The sequence below is a fragment of the Dyadobacter chenwenxiniae genome (assembly GCF_022869785.1).
Lineage (GTDB): Bacteria > Bacteroidota > Bacteroidia > Cytophagales > Spirosomataceae > Dyadobacter > Dyadobacter chenwenxiniae.
In genome coordinates, this window is record NZ_CP094997.1 from 4,244,038 (window position 1) to 4,269,276 (window position 25,239).

Annotated in this window: 17 protein-coding genes and 1 pseudogene; 12 read left to right on the forward strand and 6 right to left on the reverse strand. The window is 45.9% G+C overall.

Annotated features, from left to right (window positions below; translation table 11 throughout):
• Positions 1 to 47: 47 nt before the first annotated feature.
• The 9 genes from MUK70_RS18085 (at position 48) to MUK70_RS18125 (ending at position 10,513) form a co-directional block, all read left to right on the forward strand.
• Positions 48 to 968, forward strand: coding sequence for an SMP-30/gluconolactonase/LRE family protein (locus tag MUK70_RS18085; protein WP_234654295.1), 921 nt, complete (start codon positions 48 to 50; stop codon positions 966 to 968).
• Between the two features lie 373 nt (positions 969 to 1,341).
• Entirely contained in the window at positions 1,342 to 2,112 is a 771-nt protein-coding gene (locus tag MUK70_RS18090; protein WP_234654297.1) for a hypothetical protein, read from the forward strand.
• Positions 2,113 to 2,212: 100 nt separating this feature from the next.
• Positions 2,213 to 4,270, forward strand: a complete 2,058-nt coding sequence (locus MUK70_RS18095; protein ID WP_234654299.1) for a M3 family metallopeptidase — start codon at positions 2,213 to 2,215, stop codon at positions 4,268 to 4,270.
• Positions 4,271 to 4,407: 137 nt separating this feature from the next.
• Positions 4,408 to 6,810, forward strand: coding sequence for a TonB-dependent receptor (locus MUK70_RS18100; protein ID WP_234655381.1), 2,403 nt, complete (start codon positions 4,408 to 4,410; stop codon positions 6,808 to 6,810).
• A gap of 10 nt (positions 6,811 to 6,820) precedes the next feature.
• Positions 6,821 to 7,771, forward strand: coding sequence for a DUF4249 domain-containing protein (locus tag MUK70_RS18105; RefSeq protein WP_234654301.1), 951 nt, complete (start codon positions 6,821 to 6,823; stop codon positions 7,769 to 7,771).
• 294 nt (positions 7,772 to 8,065) lie between these two features.
• Positions 8,066 to 8,479, forward strand: a complete 414-nt coding sequence (locus tag MUK70_RS18110) for a hypothetical protein (protein WP_234654303.1) — start codon at positions 8,066 to 8,068, stop codon at positions 8,477 to 8,479.
• 96 nt (positions 8,480 to 8,575) lie between these two features.
• Positions 8,576 to 9,334, forward strand: a complete 759-nt coding sequence (locus MUK70_RS18115) for a hypothetical protein (RefSeq protein WP_234654305.1) — start codon at positions 8,576 to 8,578, stop codon at positions 9,332 to 9,334.
• A gap of 8 nt (positions 9,335 to 9,342) precedes the next feature.
• Entirely contained in the window at positions 9,343 to 10,035 is a 693-nt protein-coding gene (locus MUK70_RS18120; RefSeq protein WP_234654307.1) for a DUF421 domain-containing protein, read from the forward strand.
• Between the two features lie 76 nt (positions 10,036 to 10,111).
• A complete protein-coding gene (locus MUK70_RS18125) occupies positions 10,112 to 10,513 on the forward strand; it encodes a DUF1398 domain-containing protein (RefSeq protein ID WP_234608551.1) in 402 nt (133 codons plus the stop codon).
• Position 10,514: 1 nt separating this feature from the next.
• Here MUK70_RS18125 and MUK70_RS18130 read toward each other — a convergent pair whose 3' ends face one another.
• The gene (locus tag MUK70_RS18130) at positions 10,515 to 11,528 is read right to left on the reverse strand and encodes a threonine aldolase family protein (protein ID WP_234654309.1); all 1,014 of its coding nucleotides are present in this window, start codon (positions 11,526 to 11,528) and stop codon (positions 10,515 to 10,517) included.
• Between the two features lie 64 nt (positions 11,529 to 11,592).
• Between MUK70_RS18130 and MUK70_RS18135 the strand changes: the two genes are divergently transcribed.
• The gene (locus tag MUK70_RS18135; protein ID WP_234654311.1) at positions 11,593 to 11,787 is read left to right on the forward strand and encodes a hypothetical protein; all 195 of its coding nucleotides are present in this window, start codon (positions 11,593 to 11,595) and stop codon (positions 11,785 to 11,787) included.
• A gap of 4 nt (positions 11,788 to 11,791) precedes the next feature.
• Here the strand turns inward: MUK70_RS18135 and MUK70_RS18140 are convergent, their stop codons facing one another.
• Positions 11,792 to 12,940 carry an FAD-dependent oxidoreductase gene (locus tag MUK70_RS18140; protein WP_234654313.1) on the reverse strand — a complete coding sequence of 383 codons (1,149 nt, stop codon included), beginning with the start codon at positions 12,938 to 12,940 and terminating at the stop codon, positions 11,792 to 11,794.
• Between the two features lie 215 nt (positions 12,941 to 13,155).
• On the opposite strand from MUK70_RS18140, the gene MUK70_RS18145 reads away from it, so the two are divergent.
• Both MUK70_RS18145 and MUK70_RS18150 read left to right on the forward strand, forming a co-directional pair.
• Positions 13,156 to 14,001 (forward strand): MBL fold metallo-hydrolase, encoded by an 846-nt coding sequence (locus MUK70_RS18145; RefSeq protein ID WP_234608555.1) that lies wholly within the window; start codon positions 13,156 to 13,158, stop codon positions 13,999 to 14,001.
• Between the two features lie 4 nt (positions 14,002 to 14,005).
• The gene (locus tag MUK70_RS18150; protein WP_234654315.1) at positions 14,006 to 14,773 is read left to right on the forward strand and encodes a patatin-like phospholipase family protein; all 768 of its coding nucleotides are present in this window, start codon (positions 14,006 to 14,008) and stop codon (positions 14,771 to 14,773) included.
• A 141-nt stretch (positions 14,774 to 14,914) separates the two neighbouring features.
• Here MUK70_RS18150 and MUK70_RS18155 read toward each other — a convergent pair whose 3' ends face one another.
• The 4 genes and pseudogenes from MUK70_RS18155 to MUK70_RS18170 form a co-directional block, all read right to left on the reverse strand.
• Complete coding sequence (locus tag MUK70_RS18155) at positions 14,915 to 16,219, reverse strand: vanadium-dependent haloperoxidase (protein ID WP_234654317.1); 1,305 nt, start codon at positions 16,217 to 16,219, stop codon at positions 14,915 to 14,917.
• The gene (locus tag MUK70_RS18160) at positions 16,203 to 19,589 is read right to left on the reverse strand and encodes a VCBS repeat-containing protein (RefSeq protein WP_234654319.1); all 3,387 of its coding nucleotides are present in this window, start codon (positions 19,587 to 19,589) and stop codon (positions 16,203 to 16,205) included. The genes MUK70_RS18155 and MUK70_RS18160 overlap by 17 nt, the downstream gene beginning before the upstream one ends.
• A gap of 95 nt (positions 19,590 to 19,684) precedes the next feature.
• Positions 19,685 to 21,557 (reverse strand): annotated as a pseudogene (locus MUK70_RS18165) (RagB/SusD family nutrient uptake outer membrane protein).
• An 11-nt stretch (positions 21,558 to 21,568) separates the two neighbouring features.
• A complete protein-coding gene (locus tag MUK70_RS18170; protein ID WP_244784449.1) occupies positions 21,569 to 24,826 on the reverse strand; it encodes a SusC/RagA family TonB-linked outer membrane protein in 3,258 nt (1,085 codons plus the stop codon).
• Positions 24,827 to 25,239 lie beyond the last annotated feature (413 nt).

The window sequence follows — 25,239 nt, forward strand, 5'->3', positions numbered from 1 at the left end:
AGACTTTTAAAGCAACTGGGACCACTTTCGCCCGGCATTGTTTTGATATGAAAAAGTCAGCAGGTTTTTGTTCAATTTTATCCGGGATCGCAGCATTGCTCTTCCCGGCCTTACTTTCAGCACAGATAATGGATTCAAAATCGATAGTAGCGCCTGACGCGCAGGTTGAGAAGCTCGGAGACGGTTACAAATTCACAGAAGGGCCGGTTGCCGATGACAATGGCAATGTGTTTTTCACCGATCAACCCAATAACAAAATCATCCGATGGGACGCAGAAAGTGGCAAATTCAGTGTTTTCTCAGACAATTCAGGTCGGGCTAACGGCATGTATTTTGACAATACCGGCAACCTCGTTGCGTGTTCGGATGAAGACAATCAGGTTTGGTCTTTTGATAAAAACGGCAAGCCAACGGTTTTGGTAAAAGACTACGAAGGAAAGCTCCTTAATGGTCCGAATGATCTCTGGATAGATCCAAAAGGTGGCATTTATCTGACCGACCCGATGTACAAGCGCGATTATTGGAAACGTGATCCCGCTATGCAGCAAGATGGTCAGCATGTATATTATCTTAATCCTGAAACAAAAAAGCTGATCCGCGTCGATGAAAAACTGAAACAACCTAATGGCATTATCGGCACCAAAGACGGCAAAAGACTTTATGTGGCCGACATCGGCGACAACAAAACATATGTTTACGACATTCAAAACGATGGAACACTGGCGAACAGAAAACTTTTCGTTCCCAAGGGCTCCGACGGAATGATCCTCGACGCCGAAGGAAACCTATACATTACCGGAAAAGGCGTTACGGTTTTTGACAAAACAGGCCAACAGATAGCGCATTTCCCTATTCACAATGGCTGGACGGCTAATCTTTGCTTTGGCGGAAAAAATAATGATTTGCTCTTCATTACGGCCGAAACGGCGGTTTACGGATTGAAAATGAAGGTTAAGGGCGTTAAATGATGTTAAAAGACGCTCCTCTGGAGCCTGCGCATCTGCATCATCTTTATTCCTAGAAACAGGAAGCCCCGCGGGGGCTTGCATCTCGCAAATAACGAATCGGCTAGAAACAGGAAGCCTCTCCGGGGCAACTAGCCCTGCCGGGGCTCGCTTTTCCCAAATAACGAACCGGCTAGAAACAGGAAGCCGCTCCGCGGCTTCCTGTTTCTAGAAAACCAAATGTCGATGTTGTTTGGCCCCGGCGGGGCCTCCTGTTTTGGGAAACGACGCTTTTGACTCCTGATGGGCTCTTTCTGCCGTTCACGAATTTTCCAATTTCCCCTTGCAACCTTCGGCCTTTTTCTGGTTTCTGGCTAATAAAAATCATTTATTAGCCATGAATCAAATCTTCAAATCCTCTTTACAATTAACTAAGGTATTTCTTTTTGTCGGCCTCATTTCCATTACTGCATTTTCCTGCCGGACTGCCGAGCTTGCCGTTGACAACGATCTCAAAAACGAGAGCGAAATTTACTCTGTTAAGGGCCGCCAAGGGTCTCAAATCGGGCAGGTGATTTCGTTTGGTAACTTCAAGACCAGTAAAGTGCAGCGTGGCTGGACTTCCGGTTATTCCATTCCGTTTATTGTCAAATTCAATGGTGCAAAGGAGAAATTAAGCTTTCAGCAACTTGACCTCAATGGGAAAACTGCCGATGTTACACTCGTAAGCCGTTTTAGGGAAACTGAATATCAGCCTTTGCAGGATCACTTCTCGGTTTCTCTTAAATACAAAAATTACTTCGCCGGAGCCATTAAGCCTTTGGACAGCGACGAAGCCTGGGAATTTGTCGTCCATAATGTTGACGGTTCGAGCAGGAGCCTGAACAAGAATAGGACAGCTGGCTTCGTGCGCTCGCGGCATACGCGGATTGACATTGCGGGCATTCGTGAGCTGGAAGGCTCATCCAGCTTTTTAACTCAAAACGACGTATATGGTTATGAATTTCAGTTGGAGGGAAAGATTATCGGCGCTGTTTCTACGATCAATAATGGGAAAGTCTGGTTAAAAAAAGGACTTAGTGACGAAATAAAATTGATTCTTGCCAGCGTCTCTTCGGGGTTAATGCTGCGCAGTCCTGTGGAGGAAAATGCAATTGCGGCAAACTGAAAATCGTGGCTTGCAACTCTTCATCGAAATCCTAAATTGCATGCTGAAAAACATTTGACATTCGGGGCGTTTAAAGATCCGCCCCAAAAATCAATTCAATATGCCTCAGCAAGCCAGCAACCCATTTTTAGCTCCATATAACACACCATTTCAGGTTCCACCTTTTGATAAAGTGGAACCTCAGCATTTTTTGCCCGCTTTTGAGCAGGGCATGGCCGAGCAGCAGAATAGTATCGCGGCCATCCTTTCAAATGAAGCTGAACCCACATTTGAAAACACCATTGAAGCCCTGGAATACACCAGCGATCTGCTTACCAGGGTTAGTTCTGTATTTTTTAACCTGGCATCGGCGAATACCAATGCTGAGATCGAGGCACTTTCCAAGGAAATCGCGCCTAAATTATCTCAGCATAGTGACGACATATTTCTTAATCCTGCTCTCTTCCAACGCGTTAAGAAAGTGAATGATTCGCAGGAAAACCTGGAACTTCATGCAGCACAAAGACGCCTTTTGGAAAAAACTTACAAGGCTTTCGTGCGGAGCGGCGCGAATTTAAGTGATTCGGAACAGGCCAAAATACGGGACATTAATAAGCAATTGTCTGTGCTAACCGTCCGTTTTGCACAAAATCTACTGGCTGAAACCAATCAATTTGAACTGATTATCAGTGACGAATCCCAACTTTCGGGCTTGCCGGAATCCATAAAAATGAATGCTGCTCAACTGGCAAAGGACGCCGCCAAAGACGGAAATTGGAAATTCACATTGCACCAACCGAGCATTATGCCGTTTCTCCAGCATGCGGACGACCGCTCGCTCCGGGAAACCATTTACAAGGCATATATCAGCCGTTGTAACCACAATGATGATTTGGACAACAAGGAGATTGTCGCACAGATCGCAGCATTGCGTGCTGAAAGGGCCAGCTTATTGGGCTATGATTGTCACGCAGATTATGTTTTGGAAGAAAGCATGGCTAAGAAGATTACGAATGTTTTGGATCTTCTCCACAGGTTGTGGGAAGCTGCATTGCCTGTTGCCAAATCCGAAGCATTACAAATGCAGGAATTAATGAACAGAGAAGGTCGCACGGATGAGCTGGAAGCGTGGGATTGGTTTTACTATGCAGATAAGGTCCGTAAGGAAAAATACAACTATGATACAGAGCAATTAAAGCCCTATTTCCAATTGACAAATGTGCGTGACGGGATTTTTGAAGTGGTTAAAAACCTTTACGGTCTGACATTCACGGAAATCAAAAACATTCCAACATACCACGAAGATGTAATTACCTATGAAGTAAGAGAAGCAAACGGCGATCTGACCGGCATTTTTTACATGGATTTCTTCACTCGAAATTCAAAAAGAGGTGGCGCATGGATGACTTCCTATCGCAAGCAGCGTATGAAAAATGGCCAGCGCATTGCTCCTGTCGTGTCTATTGTTTGCAATTATGCCAAACCAACCGGTGAAAATCCTGTTTTGTTAACCGCAGAAGAAGTGGAAACGTTCTTTCATGAATTTGGCCACGCGCTGCACGGCTTACTTTCCAATGTTGAGTTTGAAACATTATCAGGCACTTCGGTCCCCCGCGACTTTGTGGAACTACCATCCCAGATCATGGAACATTGGGCCTTCGAGCCGGAAGTGCTGAAACGCTACGCAAAACACTATCAAACCGGCGAAACGATTCCCGGGGAAGCCGTGACGAAAATGAAAGCTGCGTCCACGTTTAATCAGGGATTCGCTACTATTGAATATTTGGCGGCAGCCTTCCTGGATCTTTTTTATCACATTGCCCCTGCCGGTATGCAAATAAATCCTCAGGCCGTGGAAGAAAAGGCAATGGCTGATCGGGGATTGATCAAGCAGATCGCACCGCGTTACCGGAGCACTTATTTTCAGCATATTTTTGCAGGAGGATACTCGGCGGGGTATTACAGCTACATTTGGTCCGAAGTGCTGGATAGTGACGCATTTGCTGCTTTCAAGGAAACGGGCAACATTTTCGATCCCGCGACTGCATTATCGTTCCGAAAAAATATTCTCGAAAAAGGCGGAACTGAGGAGCCGCTCACGCTTTACAAATCCTTCCGGGGAAGAACTCCCAAAGAGCAATATTTATTGGAAAACCGCGGACTGACAAAACTTGCGTAGCGCATTTGATCCAATGTGCTCAAAAAGGAGTATATACGGCTTAGCGGCAGGTTTGTCCATTGCGTATTCTACCCTTTACCATGATCAATACTTTATTATCCAAAGAATTATTACAAAGGTCAACCAGCCCGCTGATCATGCGTTTTGTTTTTGCCGTGTCATTTCTGCTTTTTTCGATCGCCGCATCCGCTCAGGAACGTATAACAATTAGCGGTTTTGTGAAGGAAAAAGGGAGCCAGGAGCAGCTGCCGGGGGTTAATGTGTATATTGAAGGCACGCCTTATGGAGCCGTCACCAACACTTATGGCTTTTATTCCCTGACTGTTCCCGCTGCTGACAGCGCAATGCTTTCCTTTTCGTTTGTAGGTTATCAAAAAACTGATCTGCGTGTCACTTTGGCGAAAAATCTGCAATTAAGCATCTTCCTGACGGCCATCAACCAGCTCGAAGAAGTGGTTGTTTCGGCACGTCGGCAGGAAGATTATGTGAGTCGGTCGGTGCAGATGAGCCAGATTGAAATTCCTATTGCGCAGTTGAAAAAAGTGCCTGCCTTTTTTGGTGAAAAGGACGTATTACGTGTGCTGCAACTGATGCCGGGCGTCCAGAAAGGAACCGAAGGACAAACAGGACTTTATGTACGCGGCGGCGGCCCTGATCAGAACCTGATCATTCTCGATGATGCGGTCGTTTACAATGCCAATCACCTTTTCGGGTTCTTCTCGATATTTAATAGCGATGCATTGAAAAGTGTGGAGCTCACCAAAGGCGGGTTTCCGGCGCGCTATGGTGGCCGGCTTTCTTCTGTTTTGGAAATGAACATGAAAGAAGGAAGCAAGGATAAGCTGCATGGCGAAGGCGGGATCGGGCTAATATCGTCCAGATTGACATTAGAAGGGCCTTTATCAAAAGGAAAATCATCGTTTCTGATCTCGGGACGCAGAACTTACATTGATCTGCTGGCTTCTCCATTTATAAAACAGTCGCAAAAAGGTGACGAAAGCCAAGTCCGACCGGGTTATTATTTTTATGATCTGAATGCGAAAATGAACTATGATCTCGGCCCGAAAGACAAGCTTTATGTAAGCGGATATTTTGGAAGGGACAAATTTTACGTGGAAGAAAAAAGCGCGGATTCCGAAACCAAGGCCGGTCTGGACTGGGGCAATGCTACGGCTACCATGCGCTGGAACCACGTGCTTAACCAAAAGCTCTTCGTTAACACATCATTCATTTTCAGCAATTTCAATTTCGGCGTTTCCAGTTATTCCAAAGACATCAATGGCGACGGCGCAACGCAGGATGAATTTAGCCTGGAATACGACTCCCGGATCAGGGATTTTGGTCTTAAAACGGATTTTGATTTTTATCCCTCGGCCAAGCATGCAATCAGGTTTGGGGCGCAGGTTACGCAACATAAGTTTATCCCTTCGGCGCTGGCCATTGCAGGTTCTTTTATCGACAATCCGATTGAAAGGTCTGTCAAACCCATAAACACATTTGAAGCCGGGGCTTACCTTGAAGACACCTGGCAGCCATTTGAATCATTAAAAATGAATGCGGGCTTCCGGTTAAGCGCATTTCAGACCCAGACAAAAACATATATCCGCCCTGAACCCAGGTTTTCGGCAGCATTAAGGCTTGCACAGGACTTTTCGGTAAAAGCTTCGTATGCCCAAATGAACCAATATGTGCATTTACTTTCCAACACCGGCTTAGGCTTACCAACGGACCTTTGGGTTCCTACAACCGATCGCGTGGCACCGCAACAGTCCCAGCAAGTTGCATTGGGATTTGCCAAAGACCTGGAAAAGCCCGCGCTAACATTGACGCTGGAAGGTTATTACAAAAACATGAATAACATTCTCAACTACAAGGAAGGATCGTCCTTTTTGAGTATTAATGGTGAAAATGCCAATGAACTGAGCTGGGAAGACAATGTTACCGCAGGCAAAGGCTGGTCTTACGGTGGGGAATTTTTAATTCAGAAAAAAACAGGTCGGCTTTCGGGATGGGTAGGCTATACATTATCGTGGACTTACTGGAAATTCCCTGAACTGAACTTTGGAAAAACATTCTTTCCCCGTTACGACCGCCGCCATGACCTCTCGGTGGTTGGAATCTATGAGCTTACCAAACGCATAACCATTTCTTCGACATGGGTTTACGGAACCGGAAATGCATTAACATTGCCCGTCGCCACTTTCACAGGCGTAAGCGACAATTTTATCACCAGAATAAACCCCAACGGCAAACCGGCCATCGGCTGGAACGGCCCGACGGTAAGTGAGTACGGACAAAAAAACGGCTTCCGGGCAGAGCCTTTTCACCGCATGGATTTCGCTATCCAATTTCGCAAACAAAAAAAACGACATGAACGAACCTGGGAATTTGGTATATATAATGTCTATAACCGCCGAAACCCGTTTTTTTATGACATAGACACCGACGATACGGATGCTGCGGGTAATACCAAGAAGACACTCAAACGCTATTCCCTTTTCCCCGTCCTCCCCTATTTCAGCTATAATTTCAAGTTCTAATTCCGCCGCCATGAAATTGCATCATATCATTGTTATAGTTATTTCAATTTGCCTTTCGGCCTGCGAATCGCTGATTACGGACATTCCGGCGGATAAGTTGCCCAGGACAGCATCCAAGCTGGTGGTTCAGTCATTCATTTCGCCGCAATCTGCACGCATTAATGTCGTCGTTACGGAATCCGTTCCGCTATTTTCGGAATCCGGAAATAATGGCGGCGTTGTGAGGAATGCCCTGGTAAAGATCTCGGACGGAACCAGGGAAGTCGCTATTCCTTTTGATTCGGCAAGCACATTATACAGCATTGACAAGTCTATTTTTCCGATCGTTGCGGGAAAAACATATTCACTTTTTGTGTCGGACGGCAACCGTGTCGCTACGGGCGTTTGCACGGTTCCGGCCGGTCAGGTGCTGGCATCTTCTTACAAGCTGGACACGTCTTTTTCAAGCAATGTTTTTGAGCAGGATACGGTCTTAACCGTTCAGATGAGCTGGACGGACGCTTCCCGCGATACCAATTATTACCGGGTAAGAAGCTCGGTTGATCTGGAATACAGTGTAGCAGAAGGTTTCAGTGCGGAGACTTTCAAGGAAAGGCGGGTCAAGAACCGCTTTAATTTTAATTGGGACGAAACCATTGGCCGCAACGATTTTCAAAGCGACGCAAACCTGGACGGCGCTGTGTTTACTTCGCCCATAGGCCGCACCGTTTTGCCCAATGTGATCGCCTATGACTATGGCAACGGGAATAAATTCACTGTGTATCCAAAAGCTAAAATTGCGATGGTTATGCTGGAAGTTTACAACACGGATGTGCATTATTTTAAATATCACAGGTCATTGGAAATGCGCGGAACTTCGGATAATCCGTTCACTGAGCCATCCCTGATCTATACCAATATCAGCGGCGGACTGGGCTGCTTTGCTGCGTATAATTCGGGGCAGGTGACTTACCGTCCGTAAACCCCAGATAGGGCTGCATTCTACATTTTCTTGCAAATTGAGGTCAAAGCACCTCAAAATGGTCGCCCGTTTTTTGAGACGATTACAGGAAATCTCTGCATTAATCAGAGCAGGCGCAATTTACCGGCAGTAACGCTGCAAGGCATAATTTTTACGTGCATTAAGCTAAAATCATCACCATCCGTTTCAGAAAACTTCCCGCTGCCTGAAAAGGCGGGTTTCGACACTTTAACTAAAAACAACGATGTCACTAAACTGACATTTTAAAGAAATCATAACCTTAAATCAATAATTATGGACTTGCAAGGATCAGATCAGGATAAGGAACAAAAAGGACATCCTTCCAACAAAAACATGGATGAACCCGATACGCTTATTGAAACCCTTCAGGAGCTGCAAGCGCAGGGCTACACTTACGATTTCAATATGACCGCGCATTCTCTGGAGTTGCATAAAGACGATGGCATTTGCCTGACCCTGTCTCCGGAAGACTTTGATATTATAAAAGTTTATCGCTTCGAAGGAATGACAAATCCGTCGGATATGTCAATTCTTTACGCAATCGAATCAAAAGACGGCTTGAAAGGCACGTTAGTAAGCAGTTACGGTGTTTACGCGGATGCTATGTCCAATGAAATGATCAAAAAACTGGATACGCGTAGCTCGCTGATCGTGCATCATCCCGAAGAAGACGATATGGCGCATTAAACGCATATTTTAGTATACACGACCATTAGTTAAGATTAAGATGTTACTTTGCCATGAAGATGGTCAGGTAACATTTTTTTATAACTATACAACATTATGATGAACATTCGCCCACTGTTGCCAGGTTGCGCCTTGCTGTTTTTCGGTGCCGCCATCTATGGTTGCACCAGCGAAAAAAAAGAAACTGACGAGGTTGTTTTGCGCGGACATTACATCAACCAATCGTTTCTGAATGTCGTTGAGGATTCGATCCCGGGCTTGATCAACACTTATTGTTATGAGCTCAATTTTTTGAGCGACGATAGTGTGAAAGTTTTCTATGGTTTTGAGGAAGCAACTCTGGCTTACGCCAAGTCAGGAAAAAAATATGCGATCAGTAAGGCTTTACAGGATAAGGATTTGCTTTTTTCGGTAGACGAGAGTAAAAAGCTGATCCTGGAAGACAGTTCCTGGAAACAAACGAACGAAAACTCTTCCTTCGACAAAGTGGCTGCGCCAAGCGGCGGAGAATGGGATTTCCCGACAGTGCTGAATGAAAAAATGATTGCAGGTTCTTACGAAATTTTTGAGAAAGGGAAGGCAACAGGTAAAAAAGTGGGCTTTTCGGCCGAGGGTAAGGTAACGGGAATTGGTGATTTTAAATCTTTTGAGCTGTGTTTCAGCGGCGATTGTGTCGGGGAAGTTCATCCTATTATCAATAACATTACATTCCACGCAGAGTCGAAGAGCGTGGTTTACGCTTTTCAGTTTAATTCTGCTGGGAGGATACTGAACATTTATAATATTGAAGCACCAATTAAGGACATTAAGGGTGAGAGAGGCATTAAGGACATTGCATATGAACTTCATTACTAGGCAGTTGGATGAAAGAAATTTTTGAATGGGAAAGATTCCTGATGAACGAGCTGCCGTTCAAGTTCCTCGCAGAAGTGATCGTGCGCTCCACGATAATGTTTGTCTTTCTGCTCATTGCATTGCGCGTGACGGGAAAGCGGGGCGTAAGGCAGCTTTCTGTTTTTGAGACGGTAATCATCATCTCATTGGGCTCGGCAGCCGGTGACCCGATGTTCTATGAAGATGTTGGTATAATTCCTGCGCTCGTCGTGTTTACTACCATTATCTTTCTTTACAGGTTTGTGACCTGGCTAACCGGGAAAAATGTGTGGTTTGAAAGACTAATTGAAGGAAAAACTGTCTGCCTGATCCACGAAGGCAGGTTTTCTATCAGCGCATTTAAAAAAGAAACACTGGCACAGGACGAGTTTTTTTCTGAATTGCGTGCCAGAAGTATTGAACATTTGGGTCAGGTTCGCAGTGCTTATCTGGAACCGTCTGGCGAAGTAAGCGTTTTCTTTTACAAGGATGAAGATGTAAAATATGGCTTGCCATTACTGCCGCATCTTTATCATGAAAAAAGCAAAAAGATATTCAAAAATGGATTGCACGCTTGCGCCTTTTGCGGCAATGTGTTGGACTTACCGGCGGGGAGTGCCGTTTGTCCGATATGCAGCAGGGAAGAATGGGTGGCCGCAATCAGAACTATGCGATTGAGCTGACCTTAAAAATAGCCTTAACTGAGCCTGGCACGGGTATTTAGTAAAAAAGTAACAAAATAATAAAACGCATATTATTATGCATATGGTAGAATTAACCGACGACTTAATAAAATCTGCCGAAGAGCGATCTAAGGGGCAAGCTTATCCGTTTTTTGTAAAAAACCTGAAAGCAATCGGGGTTGACAATTACGAGATCAAGGTTCGTAACCATAAACGTACTTATACATCCGTTATTGGTGATAAGCTGGTGATTCCCGGTGACATCCCGGAGTTTGAATGTGCGGAGACGTTTGAGCTGGAATCCGTAAAAGCGGCTATAAAAAGGAACCAGGAAGGCATAACGGATTACCCGACCTTCCTGCGCGAAATAGGCGCGGCGGGTATTCACACATATGTGGCTGACCTTTCAGGAATGAAGGTGATTTACCAGGGACCTAATTCGGAATACGAATACGAAGAAGTAATTCCGGAAGTCTGAATTATCTTATCCGCTTGCTCATTTCATGCAAATGATCATCTGTAAAATCCAGGTGCGTGACAAAGCGGACGAGATTTTCCCCGAAAGTCACGGCAAGAATGCCTTGATGAGCCAATTTATTTACATAATCAATCTCTGAGACATTGTCGGCAAGCCTGATAATGACAATGTTAGTATCAACAGGAAAAATTTCCTCCACCTCTGGCAGATGCTGGAACATTTTTCCGATGGCCCGAGCCCGGGCGTGATCTTCCGTTAGTCTTTCTATGTGATGATCGAGTGCATAAATGCCTGCCGCAGCCAAAAACCCAGCCTGACGCCATCCTCCACCCATTACTTTGCGGAAACGTCTCGCTTTTTTAATTACTTCATGCGTTCCCAGCAGCAAAGATCCAACCGGGCAACCGAGACCTTTGGAAAGACAAATACTGATGCTGTCAAATGCTTTTCCATATTCGAGCGGGCTTTCACCAGTTTCAACCAACGCGTTGAAAAGCCGGGCTCCGTCGAGATGCAACGGAATGTTCTTGTCATCACAAACTTTCTTAATCGCTTTAATTTCAGCAAGATCGTAATAACAACCGCCGCCTTTGTTCATTGTATTTTCCAGCGAAACGAGGCGAGTTACTGTGGAATGAATGTCGTGTTCAGGACTGACTGCGCTTGCAACCTGTTTTGCCGTAAGCCTGCCGCGGTCGCCGTCTAGCAGCTTTACGGACGACAATGCATTGAGCATAATGCCGCCCCCTTCATATAAATAAATGTGTGAATGCTTGTCACAGATCACGTCACTGCCTGGCTGTGTGTGGACGCGTATAGCAAGCTGGTTGGTCATTGTGCCGGACGGGCAGAAAAGCGCATCTTGCATCCCGAATAACTTGGCTGCCTTTTCCTGTAATGCATTTACCGTCGGATCGTCGCCTAATACATCGTCACCCACTTCGGCCGCCCACATGGCTTGCTGCATTTCCTTTGTTGGCTTCGTGACGGTATCGCTGCGCAGGTCAATTTTCATATTCGGGCTCAGATTTTTTTAGTGATATGCAAAAGTATGCGCATATTGCGAAAAAATCGGGATAATGGAATTTGAAGCGTATTTAAGGCTGAAAAAAATTGATCAGGATACTTTCAGCAAAATCGACCCGGCCCGCTATGCGGAATGGAAGGAGCTGTTCGTGACCATGCATCCCGACAGTTTCACTGCCCAGAAAAAATTCCTGATCAACGAAATCCGCAGACGCTATCATTTGAAAGAAGACGTTTCGAAGCCGTAAACGCCTATCCTTTCATTTCCTCCATCAGTTTCATGAGTATGCCCACCGTCTTTTCGGTTTGTTCCTTACTTGGCGTCGTGTCCCAGTTTCCAACGATCCCATTGCTGCCAATGTAAATGCCGTCTTTGCGGGAGATGAAGTTCGCGCCTTGTGTATATAATTTGTAGTTCGCGTCACTTTGTGGGATCAGGCAGGAAAGCTGGCCAGAGACCGGCGTAAGCTCCTGATCGTTGAATACGGGTTTTGCACCCAATCCCATGCAGTTGACCACCACTTTCTCGGGTAACGCGTCAATGTCTTCCAGCTTTTTGATCTCCTGAATTTTCACTTTCCCGCCAAACATGACAAAGTCCTGAAGCTGATGCCTGAGATAGCTGGGAATATTGAACATCAAATTCGTGCGCCTGGTCACGTGATCCGCTTTAAACGGATGTTCCTTGGAACTTAGCTTTACGCGTTCAGGTATTAGGCCATGAATTTCGAAGTCCTCTCCCCCGGCACCGGGCGTGTAAACGGGCTCTTGTTTAAAAACACCATATTCCTCCGCCCAGCATGCAATATCGTTCAGCCCCAGGAAAAACTGGAACCGCCGGAACGAAAAGCGCGTTGCCTCCTCCCAAATGGCTTTAAACTCGGGCTTGGCCACTTTCACGTCGCAAACGCGCGAAGCAGGAGACCACGTGCCTGTCGCCAGGTTACTGGTGATATTAGGCGGGACGTCCTTTGTATAGATAGTCACTTCACAACCGCTTTCCTGCAACAGGCGCGCCGTAGCGATACCCACCGTTCCGCAGCCAATTACCGCTACTTTCTTTTCATTCGTAGCCAAAACATTTTTCCGCGCAATGTTACCCGTTCCCCACGAAAGCGACCAGCCGCTTCCGCCATGTCCGTAATTGTGCACGATGGTTTTGTTTCCCAATTGCTCTACATCCAAACGCGGCCCCGATGCGCGGAATGGCCGCAGCCCAACGGTTTCCTTCACAATGCGATCCGCGGAAAGCCTCAATTTTGGAATCTGATGATAGCCGCGTCCGATATGAAAGTGTTTGTCGGGATAGTAGAGCTGGGTTTTAGGGGCACAAGAAGAGGCAATTGTGCCTAATGCGAAACTTGCGGGAATTGCTTTTTCAAAAAAATTTCTACGGTTCATGGAGGCCAGGCTGAAAATGATGCAGCCGAAAATAACGAGGATCATCAATCTTTACAAATAATATATTGCATGATTCACTATCACCAGAACATTGTTTTAGTTTCTATGAATTAATACAATTATATAGCCCCATTGTCATACCTGACATGCATGATTGAACGACCATTAAGCTGCCAAAAGTTTTGAAGTGCATTTGATTTAGCTAACTTTCCAACATGGACATTCACATGATAGACACCGGATTCTTTAAACTGGACGGAGGGGCGATGTTCGGGGTGGTTCCGAAATCGCTTTGGAACAGGCATAACCCCGCAGATGAGAAAAACCTTTGCACCTGGGCTATGCGTTGCATGCTCATTGAGGATAGCGGCAGGTTGATATTAATCGACACAGGTCTGGGTAACAAACAGGATCAGAAGTTTTTCGGCCATTACGATTTACACGGAGATGCCAGCCTAATTTCCTCCATTAAAAATCACGGCTATGACGCTACGGACATTACAGATGTTATATTGACCCATTTACATTTCGATCACGTAGGCGGCGCTGTGCAATACAATAAGGATCGGACGCAGCTGCTTCCTACCTTCCCTAATGCTGTTTACTGGTCCAATGCAGCACATTGGGAATGGGCTGTGAACCCGAATCCCCGCGAAAAAGCATCGTTTCTGAAAGAGAACATTCTTCCTTTGAAAGAATCGGGTCAGCTGAAATTTATCGATAAGAGCCAGTCCCCCTTTTCTAACATTGATTTCATCCATGTGGACGGCCATACAGAGCAAATGATGCTGCCTGTGATACATTATAAGGATCAAAAAATTATTTATGCCGCGGATTTGTTGCCATCTTCTTATCACATTCCGCTGGCCTGGATCATGAGTTATGACATGCGGCCGCTCGTTACCATGCAGGAAAAGCAGGAAGTGTTGCAAAATGCTGCCGCCGGAAAGCACATTATATTATTTGAGCATGACCCCGCCTTTGAAGCTGCCGTGGTGGAGCAAACCGAAAAAGGAATTGCCATTCGCGAGCGTGGTGCACTGAGCACTTTTATCAGTTAATGTTATGAAGATCGGTCTGGTTTTATCCGGTGGCGGGGCACGCGGCATTGCGCACATTGGCGCAGTTAAGGCATTGATAGAAAGTGGGATTAAGCCCGACATTATCAGTGGGACCAGTTCCGGCGCGTTCGTTGGTGCCATGCTTGCGCACGGTTACACGCCTGATGAAATCATTGAAATGATCCTGCAAACGAGCTTTTATCCCTATATCCGGTTTGGATTCGGCGCAAACGGCCTTTTGCACATGAACAAATTGGAGGCAGTGCTCCGTAAGTACATTCCCGAAAACACATTTGAATCGCTAAAAACCAAGTTCGTCGTCACTGCGACGGACATTGTATCCGGGGAAGAGCTGCAATTCCGGAGCGGCGAGCTGGCCATTCCGGTTCTTGCCTCGTGCTGCATTCCCGGCCTTTTCAGCCCAATCCGTTTCCAGGGTCGCGATCTGGTCGATGGCGGCGTGCTCAATAACCTTCCAGTCGAGCCAATTATGCATGAAGCCGATTTCATTATCGGCATCCACTGCAATCCGTTCACATTGGACAAGCCTCTCAAAAGAACTACGGAACTCGTCTACCGGAGCCTTATCCTGGCCATGCATAGCAAAACAAAAGAACGTTTCAAGAAATGCGATTTACTGATCGAACCTGCGGAATTAAGCCGTTTCAGCATTTTTGATTTCCGGAAAGCCGGGCAGTTGTTTGAGGTAGGTTATGATTATACCAAACGATTGTTGGAAGAAACTGGCGTCGATTTCGGTAAGTTAACCTAGTAAATCCAGAAAAAACTTAAACGTTCGCTGGCCGTCGCTATATGAGGCCCACAGCAAGTCGACAAGATCACTTTGGACTTTTTGTAAGCGGAAGGAACTTTATAAATATGATCCCAAAAGTGTGACTTATTCACTCTGCCGTCATTCCCCAAGCTTCTTTACAACCCATTCACCAACCTGAATTCCTTGCTTTTGCCCGTTTTCTATGGCGTCCATGAAGTGGATTCCTCCGTAAAAACGCGACATGCCGGATTCTTCGGCGGCAGCCATGAATGATGGAAATTTGCGGGCTTTGAGGCCAAAACGCTCTTCAACGGTGTCGGTGTATTCGAATTTATCTCCAAAATAATGGGTCAGGATTACGGCTGATGAAGATGATATAACGGAGTGGCCGCTCAGATATTCGGGAAAGGGAGGCGTTTGTAAAAATGGCGTCCAGGTAGGATCGATGTATTTGCGGATGGCTGTCTCAGGGCGGATGCGGTTGCTGCGGAATTTCTCCTCCCAGCAGGTCATAAATCCGTCCATCAATCCAATGGCAACGGACGTATGGATTAACATCGTTTTGGAAAAATCTGTCTTGCCTTGCTTGCAGGCAATGTTTGTTATTCCCATCCAGTGCGCCCCCGGAGAGATCTTCTTCATCCCAACCAGCAAATGCCCTTTGTTTTCCAGAGCAAACGGGTTACAATCCCAAAAAGCCGCCATAACCCGGTGCTGAGGCTCTTTTTTATCGTCATAATTAAGCTTCATCAACTTGAAAAAAGCTGATTTTTTGTCTTCCGAAAAAGCGACAGGAGGCTCCGGGCGGAATTGCGCAGCGGAATCAAGCGTGAATGGACGAACGGTTTTAAAGTAAGGCTCCACAGGTGGGAAATAGCCGGGAGGAGTCGGGTACCAGGTCCCTAATGTGTTTTTAGGCTCGTAGCGAGGGAAATTACTGATCAGATTATATTTGTCTGCCTTAGCATATTTTAAAATCTGCTTGCTGATCGCCAAGGCGTATTTCTGTGAGCCGGCGATGGCTTCTTCGCTTATGCCTGCATTTCTGCACGAATCCAGTAACCTGGCCTGATAGGTTTGCAATAATTCGCCGGATGGCTGCATTTTCCTGGCCGTTTCCAGCATGGCCAGCACGGCGCTTAATTGGTAGGAAAATGTCGTTATCGCTGGCTTGGTCATTTGTGGATATTCATTCAATACACCGTGCATGCTCTTGTAAGCTGTATCATTTTGCGAAACAACTTCGTAGCCGGCCAGGCAGGCATAGGCGAAAAATCTGGCGCTTAATGGTGGATTGGTGACGTCGTGGATCATGACGTCGGTCATCTGCAATGTTACATTCCCAATCGCGTCAGGACTAATGTTCGCTGGTGAATCCTTTTTACAGCTTCCCAAAAGGCCAATCACTGCAATCAGCAGCCAGCCCTTATTTAACTTTACCAATTTGATATGCTTTAATTTCCTGTTGATTTATCCCGAATAAAAGCTTGTCGCCAACCGGCAGCACACTTCTCACATCGCCTTTTATATTGAAACCAGACTTGTCCTGTTTAATGTAGGCAAACCCGCCCTTGCCATTTCCTTTCAACAAAACACCAAAATTTGCGTCGTACTTCCCAAATCGCAGCCGTGCTTTACTCACATTGCCGCAAAGGAGCAAATCCTTGTTCCCGTCTTTGTCAAAATCAACGGCCGTAATGGTGTAAACAGGCGAGATCTGCGACTGGAAAGGAAGCTGTTTTTCTGAGAATTTACCATTTGGGCTTTGTTCGAAATAGGCGGTTTTCAAATAATTGGCTTTCAATTCCTTTGCTCCTGCGAGTTCGTCAGCCGTAAATATTTCCTTTGTTGTCGCATCCGCATAGCCCTTATAGTCCTGAAAACGCGTCCGCATAATGCTCATCTGGTCCAGCATTTCATCGCGGGTTACGTAAGGATAACTTTTGCCCTGGATGTAAAAACTCATGATCGGATCAATAGAGCCATTGTCGTCGAAGTCTTTGTAAATCATTTCAACAGGCTCTGCGTCGCTGGCTTTACATTGGCTGTTCAGTCCCAAATTACCGATAACCAAATCGTCCTTACCATCACCGTTCAGATCGGTTAACAGTATTTTGTTCCACCATCCACTGTATTGTTTATCGAAATAAGTCGTGGTTTTATTTTCAAATTTGCCATTCACATTCATGTAAACCGTAATAGGCATCCATTCGCCGACGACGATCAGATCAGGCTTTTTATCCCCATTCAAATCCGTCCAGGCTGCGTCGGTCACTAATCCGATGGTTGCTAGCTCAGAGGAAAGCGTTGCCGTCTGGTCGGAGAATCTGCCTGCGCCGTCATTGATCAAAATGTAGCTTCTCGGCGTTTCGGGATAGCGCCCGGGGATGACGCGGCCGCCTACGAACAGGTCGGGCTTTTTGTCTCCGTTAATGTCCGCTACGCGCACGCAGCTGGTGCTGGTGATCATTTTGGGCAATGCGCCTGCACTTTTTGTGAAATTACCTTTGCCATCATTCAGGTATAAACGGCTTTGCAGCAACGGATCTTCGGGCATGAACGCGGCATAACCGCCGCTGCCCACAAACAAATCCTGGGATCCGTCGCCATTGGCGTCGAAGAAGACGGCGTCCGTGTCGTCACTTTGCTTGTCCGCTTCAAATGCCGGCACTGATTTGCTTGTGAAAGCGCCTCCCTTTTGCTGCAAATAGAGCTTTCCGGCTTCTCCCGGACCGCCTCCGGCATAAATGTCCTCCAAACCATCCCCATTCACATCGCCTTTCACCAGACAAGGTCCTGAAAAGGAAATTGGGTTAACGAGCAATGGCTGACGTTTGAAATCATTCGTATTACTTGTTTTTGCACTATAAGCGATCGGTGATTGTACCGGATTGTAAATCGGGCTGGCCGTTTCCGTACTGGCTCTCGCCGTTTTTGCATTCTTTTCTGTTAATGTCAAAAGCGCATTTGACTTGGGTTTGATCACACGCTCACGTTTCCCGCTGAGCCAGACAATTTGCAGGGAATCGATGCTTTCCTTAGCCAAACCGAAATGCAAGACCGGCGATACGCTCGACTGGTAACCACGCGTTGGCATTTGTTCCAGATACTGTTTTTGCCCCTTGCTGTAAATGGTCACCTTCGCCCCGATGCCGAATTTATTGCGTTCCTCACCTTCCAGCTTTATTTTCAAATAATTGTTTTTCAGCAACTTATCACCATCATTTTGATAAATAAATGCTGGCTTATTAATGTTGTTTACGACCAGATCCAGGTCTCCGTCATTGTCCAGATCCGAATATGCCGCGCCACCACTGTTAGAAATTTCTCCCAAACCCCAGCTTTCGGCAACATTGGTGAAGGTCAGATCTTTTTTGTTTTGAAAAAGATAATTTTTCATGTTTGACGACGGCATTTGATACACCATATTGAGCACATCCTCGCGCTTAACCTGCCCTTCAATGCGTTTCAAATGATCACCCATAAATTTTACAAAATCCATATTCGTAAAATCGCGCAGATTGCCGTTGGTGATAAAGAGGTCTTTCCAGCCATCATTATCGTAATCTGCAAACAGTGACGCCCAGCTCCAATCGGTATTGGAAACGCCGGACAACTGCCCAACTTCTGAGAAAACGGGTGTTTTACTTTTCCCTCCCTGGCCCTGGTTCAGTTGCAGCATATTCCGCATATACTGGTGGTGGAAACCCATCTTCACATTAAAATCGAAGAGCTCGTAATTGTCCAGGCCGGCCAGCAATTTCTGCCTGCGGTTGTCCTCAGGCAACATATCGAGTGTGAAAATGTCCGGCAGACCGTCATTATTGAAGTCGGCGATATCGTTGCCCATGGATGAATGGGACGTGTGCCCGATAGATGCATTGAGTACGTCGGTGAATGTGCCGTTTTTGTTGTTGATATATAAAAAATCGGGAACAGAATAGTCGTTTGAAATATACATATCCTGCCAGCCGTCCTGATTTACATCCGCTACGCCTATGCCCAAGCCGTAAGTCAGAGGCGAACTTTGAATGCCTGCTTTCCTGGTAATGTCAGCAAAATAGGGCGTGCCATCGGCTTTGGGATCATTTCTGAAAAAACGCACTCCTGTGATTGGATCGTCTTTTTTGAGCAAATCTGCCGTGCTGGCCTCATCCAGGATTGGAAGCGATTTGGGATTATGGTTTAATAAAAACATATCCATATCACCGTCTCTATCAAAATCAAAGAATGCAGCTTGCGTGCTGTTGCTTGGTGCACCCAGACCGTATTTTTCAGCCGATTCTTCAAACTGCGGAATGCCATTTGGATTATTACCCTTATTTATAAAAAGCTGACCTTTAAGACTTTCCGGCGAAACATTTCCCGAATAACACACGTAAATGTCCAGCTTACCATCGCCATTTACGTCGGCCATAGTCACCCCCGTTTTCCAGGGCCTTTCCCTTCCGCCAACGCCAGTGGCTGCCGTAATGTCTTCAAAAACCATCTGACCTTTGTTGAGATACAGCTTATTAGGCACCATGTTGCCGGTAAAATAAATGTCGTCAAGCCCGTCGCCATTCAAGTCGCCTGCAGCCACGCCGCCGCCATTGTAAAAATATTCGTACATCAACACATTGGTATTCAGGCCTTCTGTTAATGTGTTGGCAAAATCGATTTTAGTTTTTTCGACGGGTAAAAGAGTAAACAGAGGCGTTTGGCTTTCACCGCCTTTGGGTTTATCGGAATCTGCGGATTTATTGCATCCTATAAAACCAAGACTGAATGTCAGCACGATAACTCCTGGGATCCAGGATTTTATTCGCTTCATAATAGGGCCACGAAGGATTGAACTGTATAAAAAAGAAACTATGCCTTCATAACGAAGACATAGTTTCACAAATTTACTGATAAAGTGAGGACTAACTATTTATCATAACCAGGATTCTGCGCCAGTTTTGAATTTCGGTTAATCTCATCCCGGCTGAACGGACGGAAGTACATTTTATCAACCCAAGGTGCGGTTTTCGTGCGATTTCTCCACGACCGGCGTGTAGGTGTAAGTATAAACATCCGTATCATAGTGATATGGCTCTTTCATAGACTTACCCGCCTTGAATTTACCCAGCACGTTAATGTATTGCAATGGACGGCCCAGTGTTTCCTTGGCAATCATCCAGCGGCGGGCGTCATGGTAACGCTGCTCTTCATAAGCCATTTCTACCCTTCTTTCATGACGGTAGGCCTCTTTCAAAGCGGCGCCAGTCACTTTCAATGCTGGCATACCTGCGCGGAAACGGATCCTGTTTAACCATAGCAAAGCTTCTGCTTCCTGACCCACTTCAATGCTCGCTTCAATGTAGTTGAATACAACCTCGGTGGTGCGAAGGAATGGCCATGGGATGTTCTGACGGTCGGTGTTATCATACAATGCAGGGTTTGGATCAATAAACTTACGCATGTAATAACCAGTCCGGCTTCCATTCCAGTCTTCGATTGAGCTGCTGCGTGTATCCAATCCTTTGCGGTTGATCAATGCTCCTTTGTCATCTAAAAGGTCATATGCACCTGTCTGAATCTGGTTTGCCGGATCTTTTGCATCCGAAGGACGTGGTTTCCAATCTGCACCATCATACATGACGGTTGCATAAAAACGTGGATCGCGGTTTTTGTAAGGAGCTGCTTTGTGATGGTTTGTCCAGCTAAAAGTTCCTCCATCAATGATAATCGTCACCAATGTGCCGATGGGCGTGTTTCCAGCCCAGTTGTGATAACCGTTAGGACCATTGTTCAAACCAGTCTGACGTGCTCCTTCGCTCAAACTTGGCGTAAAATAGCGTCCGAAAAGGATTTCATTAGCAGCTGACGCATCCAGTGATTTATCAGCACTTCCGCCACCCATTGCAATAGAGATGTAATTGATCCTTCCCTGTGCAGGAGTTACCGGTGTAGTCAGATTGAGTTTATAACCTCCATCCGTTGCAGCCAATGCAGCTTTTGCAGCAGCCTGCGCAGCGGTCCAGCGCGCTTTTCTGTCACCCGATACATAGCCCAAAAATTCTGGATTGGGGTATGCAGCAATCACACTCGATTTAGCTTTTGCAGTAGGTATATCATGTAAATCGCTGGCGGCGTAAAGCAAGACCCTCGATTTCAGCGCCAATGCAGCGGCTTCGGTTGCACGGCCTTTCACCACTGTTTTGCCTTTCAACAATAAAGCAGCGCTGTCAAGGTCGGTAACCATGCGGGTTACACATTCTTCATAAGTGTTACGAGGCACGGAGTAATCTTCATTCAGGTTGTAAACCCTGGTGATGATCGGGGCAGAACCATAGTAGCGAACAAGTTGCTGATAGTAATAGGCGCGTAAAAAGTAAGTTTCGCCCATCAGACGTGCTTTCAGCGTTTCGTCTGTGAAAGTCGCTGTCGGAAGATTAGCCAAAGCCAGGTTTGTGGCCCGGATCCGCGTAAACATAGGCCCCCAGCCATAGGTATCATCCACCCAACCCAGGTTTGAAGGGCTTAAACTTCCTTCGTTCACCGTGTTAATGTTACGTCCCGTGTGGGTAAAAACGGCTTCATCGGTTAGCGAGGCAAGCATCTGCTCACTGAATCCTCCTTGTTGAAGGCCCGCATAAATCCCTGTTACAAAGCCCTCTGCCAACGGTCCTTCTTTCCATACTTCTTCACTTGGAATTTCGGTCGGTGGGGTCACATCCAGGAAATCAGTGTCGCAGGACGATAATCCAGCCGCGGTCAGCAGGGCAATGAAGATTATACTTTTATATTTCAATTTCATAATTGTTGTCTTTAAAATGCTACACGTAGACCGGCGTTGATAATTCTTGCCTGTGGATAGTATTGGCCACTGTTATTGGTGGATTCCGGATCCCAGACCTTGATTTTATCGAAAGTGAACAAGTTCAATCCATTCACGTAGACCCGGAATTTGCTCAACCCGATTTTCGAACCAAGCTCAGATGGCAGGTTATAGCCTAGCTCAATGTTCTTCACACGCAGGTAATTGTTGCTTTTCAGGAAGTAGTTGTTAATACCAGCTTGTCCTGTGTTGGTATAATACCTGTTGTTACGGTTGGTCAAACGTGGATATTCGCTGGTTGGGTTATCAATTGTCCAACGGTGGTCGAAGTCGTATTTCAAGTAGTTACCAATGTCACCGGACTCGGTAAGACCTACAATTTGCAGTCCTCCCAGCGTTCCCTGGAACAATACAGAAAGGTCAAATTGTTTGTAACCCAGGTTGATAGAGGCACCGCCCGTGAAATAGGGACGTTGTACTTTTTCAGTTCTCAAACGGTCATCGGCGCTGATTTTACCATCACCATTCACGTCTTTGAATTTCATATCACCAGGTCTCAGGTTACCCGTAATAGGTGAGTAGTCCAGTTTGTTGGCATCGATTTCGCTTTGATCTTTAAATGCTCCGTCGAATTGGTAAACAAGGAATGAGTTGTACGGCATTCCTGTTGAACGCTGGTAAACAGGCGCGCCTGGGGTTTCGTCCCAGTATTTGATCTTGTTTTTGGCATAACCACCATTCACACTTACTGAGTATCTGAAATCGTCACCCGCATTGCCATCATAGCTCAACTTGAACTCCCATCCTTTATTTTGAAGTTTACCCAGGTTTTGAGGAGGCAGCTTTCCGTCGATACCCGCAGAAGAAGGCGTTGAGCCCGCTTTTGGGATCAGGATATTAGAACGATTGTTTACGAAATAATCAAATTCAAATGCAAGTTTATCATTCAGCAATGTTCCTTCAATACCGAAGTTGGAGTTGTTGGCAACCTCCCACGTGAAGTTTTTGTTGGCGACACGTGCTTCAAGCAATGTTTTAGCAACCTGGTCATTGATAATGTAGCTACCAAGGCCCATTGTTGACAAATACTGATATTCCGCAAGTGTTTCAGTTCCAAGGAAATAAGGCTCAGCACCCATTTGCCCCCATGAAGCACGCAGTTTCACGTTGTCCATGAACCGTACATTGTTTTTCCAGAAATTTTCTTCCGAAACTCTCCATCCCGCAGAAACCCCAGGGAAGAAACCGAAACGGCCTTCTTTTGGAAACACATAAGAACCATCGACGCGCCATAAGAACTCGGCCAAATATTTTTCTTTGAAGTTATACCCGGCACGACCGAAATAACTCAACCGGGCTCTGGTAAATAGGTCCGTATTATTGGTAGTCTGGCCATTTACCGTAACGGAACCAGAGTTACCAATGTTTTGCTCAGGCGTTCCGCCCGCGAAAAGCTGGTCCACAACCGGAGAAATGTAGTAACGACGGAATGCAAAGAAACCATCACCATCCACTTTTTCACGTTGTACACCCGCCATTACATTGAAGTTGTGCGACCCGATTGATTTCTCATAAGAAATCTGTCCCGTCAACTGAATGGATAATTCCTGATAAGAAGCCTCGGTCAAACGTGGGTCTTTGAATGTAGAACGAACTGTTCCTGTCAAAACCGGCGTTGTGCCATCCGGTTCGTAGGTTTTCTTATCCCAGAAATACAATGTCCAGGGCGTTTCGAAGTTTTTCTGGCGGCGGATTTGCTTATCCAATGCTGCCATTGTATTGATCTTCAATCCCGGTACGCCAGGGATCAGAATTTCAAGACCTCCGTTTGTTTGGATATAATCCCTTTTGTCGCGCTCGTAACCAGTTGTGTTGGTTGTGATAACCGCAGGGTTCTGACCGTTTTCAATGTCAGGACCCGCTTTTCCGTTTGGCCAGATCGCTATTTCAGTTGGCTTACCGCGCATCAGCATCCGGAAGATCGGACCTGCGTCGTTTCCACCACTTGGGTAATTACGATCCTCTTCGCGCAATGTAAGGCCCAAATTTGCAGACACGTACTTGTTGATTTTTGTATCCAGATTGATACGCATATCATACTGCTTGTAAGCGGTCGCAGTGTTTTTATAATAACCTTCCTGATTGATGTAACCCAGAGAAGCCAGATATCGAATGTTATCGCTTCCACCTGTTAATTGCAGATTGTGGCGTTGCTGCGGTGCCCATTTGCGGATCACAGAGCCGTACCAGTCTGTGTTTGGGTGCAAAAGCGGATCAGAACCGTCGGCGAATTTTTTCATATCATCAGGGCTGAAAACCGCATTGATCACATTCCCGTTATCCTGCCTTTTGTAAGAACCTGTTGTGTTAAAGGCTGTTAATGCACTGCCCCACTCCCCAACATTAAGGTTATCATAAATTTGGAGCTCGTTCCGGATCGTTGCGTACTCCTGCGCGTTAGACATTTCAGGCGTTCTGGTTGGCTGGGAAGCACCGAAGTTCATGTCGTATGACAACTGTGGCTTGCCTGTTTTTCCACGCTTGGTAGTGATCAGGATTACCCCGTTACCCGCACGTGAACCGTAAATCGCTGCCGCAGCATCCTTCAAAACTGAAATACTTTCGATATCGGCCGGGTTAATACGGTCCAAACCACCACTACGGTTGGGAACTCCATCCACAACGATCAGCGCATTGCTGTTTCCCAGGGAGTTCGTTCCGCGGATACGGATGGCAGAACCGTCATTTCCCGGTTCACCACTCGCCTGAACTGCCGAAATACCAGGCAGACGTCCGCCTAGTGTGTTGGATAAGTTCGCAGCAGGCGCTTTTTCAAGTTCCGCTCCTTTAACCGCTGTAACAGAACCAGTTAAAGTTGCTTTCTTGGCAGTACCATAACCTACAACGACCACCTCGGTCAATGCCTTGGTGTCTGAAATAAGTTTGATATCAATGTTGGATTTGCTGCCCACAGGTATTTCCTGAGTCAGGTAACCGATAAATGAAAAGACTAATGTGCCTTGTCTATCAGCAGCGACCGAGTAGACACCCTCATTGTCGGTTACAGTTCCGGCGGTAGTTCCTTTTACCACGACACTTACGCCTGGTAAGGCCACTCCTTGATCATCTTTAACGGTTCCTTTGACCACATTCTGGGCAAATGCGCCTATCACTGTGATCAGGACCAGTAAAAGAGAAGAGACAAAACGTGATGTAGCACGAGATGTCCATCCAGTAGAAATTCTCATAGATTAAAATTTGGATTGAATAGTAGAACAAAAAAAGTTGCTTAACCGTATAAGCACGGAACGTAGAGTCGACCATTGGTTTCCAACTCAGAAACCAGTTAATCAAATAAGTAAGATTCGGATTGGAAAGTATTTACATAGGTTCGTTTTAAATTTTTGGTGTTTTAGGGTTATAAACTGTCGGACTATTTCCGTGTAAATTGTACACAATTCGCTGCGTAATCCTTCGGAAAGGCTCACTGGATAAGCTTAAAATTTTTTGATTTACTCGGTTGATTGTACAAAAAGATATTAAATATTTTACAAAAGAAAGCATTCTCGCTTTTGATCAATGCATTCTGAGAAAATAACAATTTTTGTTACTTCAAATTCGAATAATTATAGGCTTGTATACTAAAAGTTACATGTTTTGA

Bases quoted from the DNA above. Each gene is read 5' to 3' on its own strand.
- MUK70_RS18170 (WP_244784449.1), bottom strand. From the start codon at position 24,826: ATGAGAATTTCTACTGGATGGACATCTCGTGCTACATCACGTTTTGTC.
- MUK70_RS18110 (WP_234654303.1), top strand. From the start codon at position 8,066: ATGGACTTGCAAGGATCAGATCAGGATAAGGAACAAAAAGGACATCCT.
- MUK70_RS18135 (WP_234654311.1), top strand. From the start codon at position 11,593: ATGGAATTTGAAGCGTATTTAAGGCTGAAAAAAATTGATCAGGATACT.
- MUK70_RS18120 (WP_234654307.1), top strand. From the start codon at position 9,343: ATGAAAGAAATTTTTGAATGGGAAAGATTCCTGATGAACGAGCTGCCG.
- MUK70_RS18100 (WP_234655381.1), top strand. From the start codon at position 4,408: ATGCGTTTTGTTTTTGCCGTGTCATTTCTGCTTTTTTCGATCGCCGCA.
- MUK70_RS18130 (WP_234654309.1), bottom strand. From the start codon at position 11,528: ATGAAAATTGACCTGCGCAGCGATACCGTCACGAAGCCAACAAAGGAA.
- MUK70_RS18115 (WP_234654305.1), top strand. From the start codon at position 8,576: ATGATGAACATTCGCCCACTGTTGCCAGGTTGCGCCTTGCTGTTTTTC.
- MUK70_RS18140 (WP_234654313.1), bottom strand. From the start codon at position 12,940: ATGAACCGTAGAAATTTTTTTGAAAAAGCAATTCCCGCAAGTTTCGCA.
- MUK70_RS18150 (WP_234654315.1), top strand. From the start codon at position 14,006: ATGAAGATCGGTCTGGTTTTATCCGGTGGCGGGGCACGCGGCATTGCG.
- MUK70_RS18125 (WP_234608551.1), top strand. From the start codon at position 10,112: ATGCATATGGTAGAATTAACCGACGACTTAATAAAATCTGCCGAAGAG.
- MUK70_RS18090 (WP_234654297.1), top strand. From the start codon at position 1,342: ATGAATCAAATCTTCAAATCCTCTTTACAATTAACTAAGGTATTTCTT.
- MUK70_RS18095 (WP_234654299.1), top strand. From the start codon at position 2,213: ATGCCTCAGCAAGCCAGCAACCCATTTTTAGCTCCATATAACACACCA.
- MUK70_RS18160 (WP_234654319.1), bottom strand. From the start codon at position 19,589: ATGAAGCGAATAAAATCCTGGATCCCAGGAGTTATCGTGCTGACATTC.
- MUK70_RS18105 (WP_234654301.1), top strand. From the start codon at position 6,821: ATGAAATTGCATCATATCATTGTTATAGTTATTTCAATTTGCCTTTCG.
- MUK70_RS18085 (WP_234654295.1), top strand. From the start codon at position 48: ATGAAAAAGTCAGCAGGTTTTTGTTCAATTTTATCCGGGATCGCAGCA.
- MUK70_RS18145 (WP_234608555.1), top strand. From the start codon at position 13,156: ATGGACATTCACATGATAGACACCGGATTCTTTAAACTGGACGGAGGG.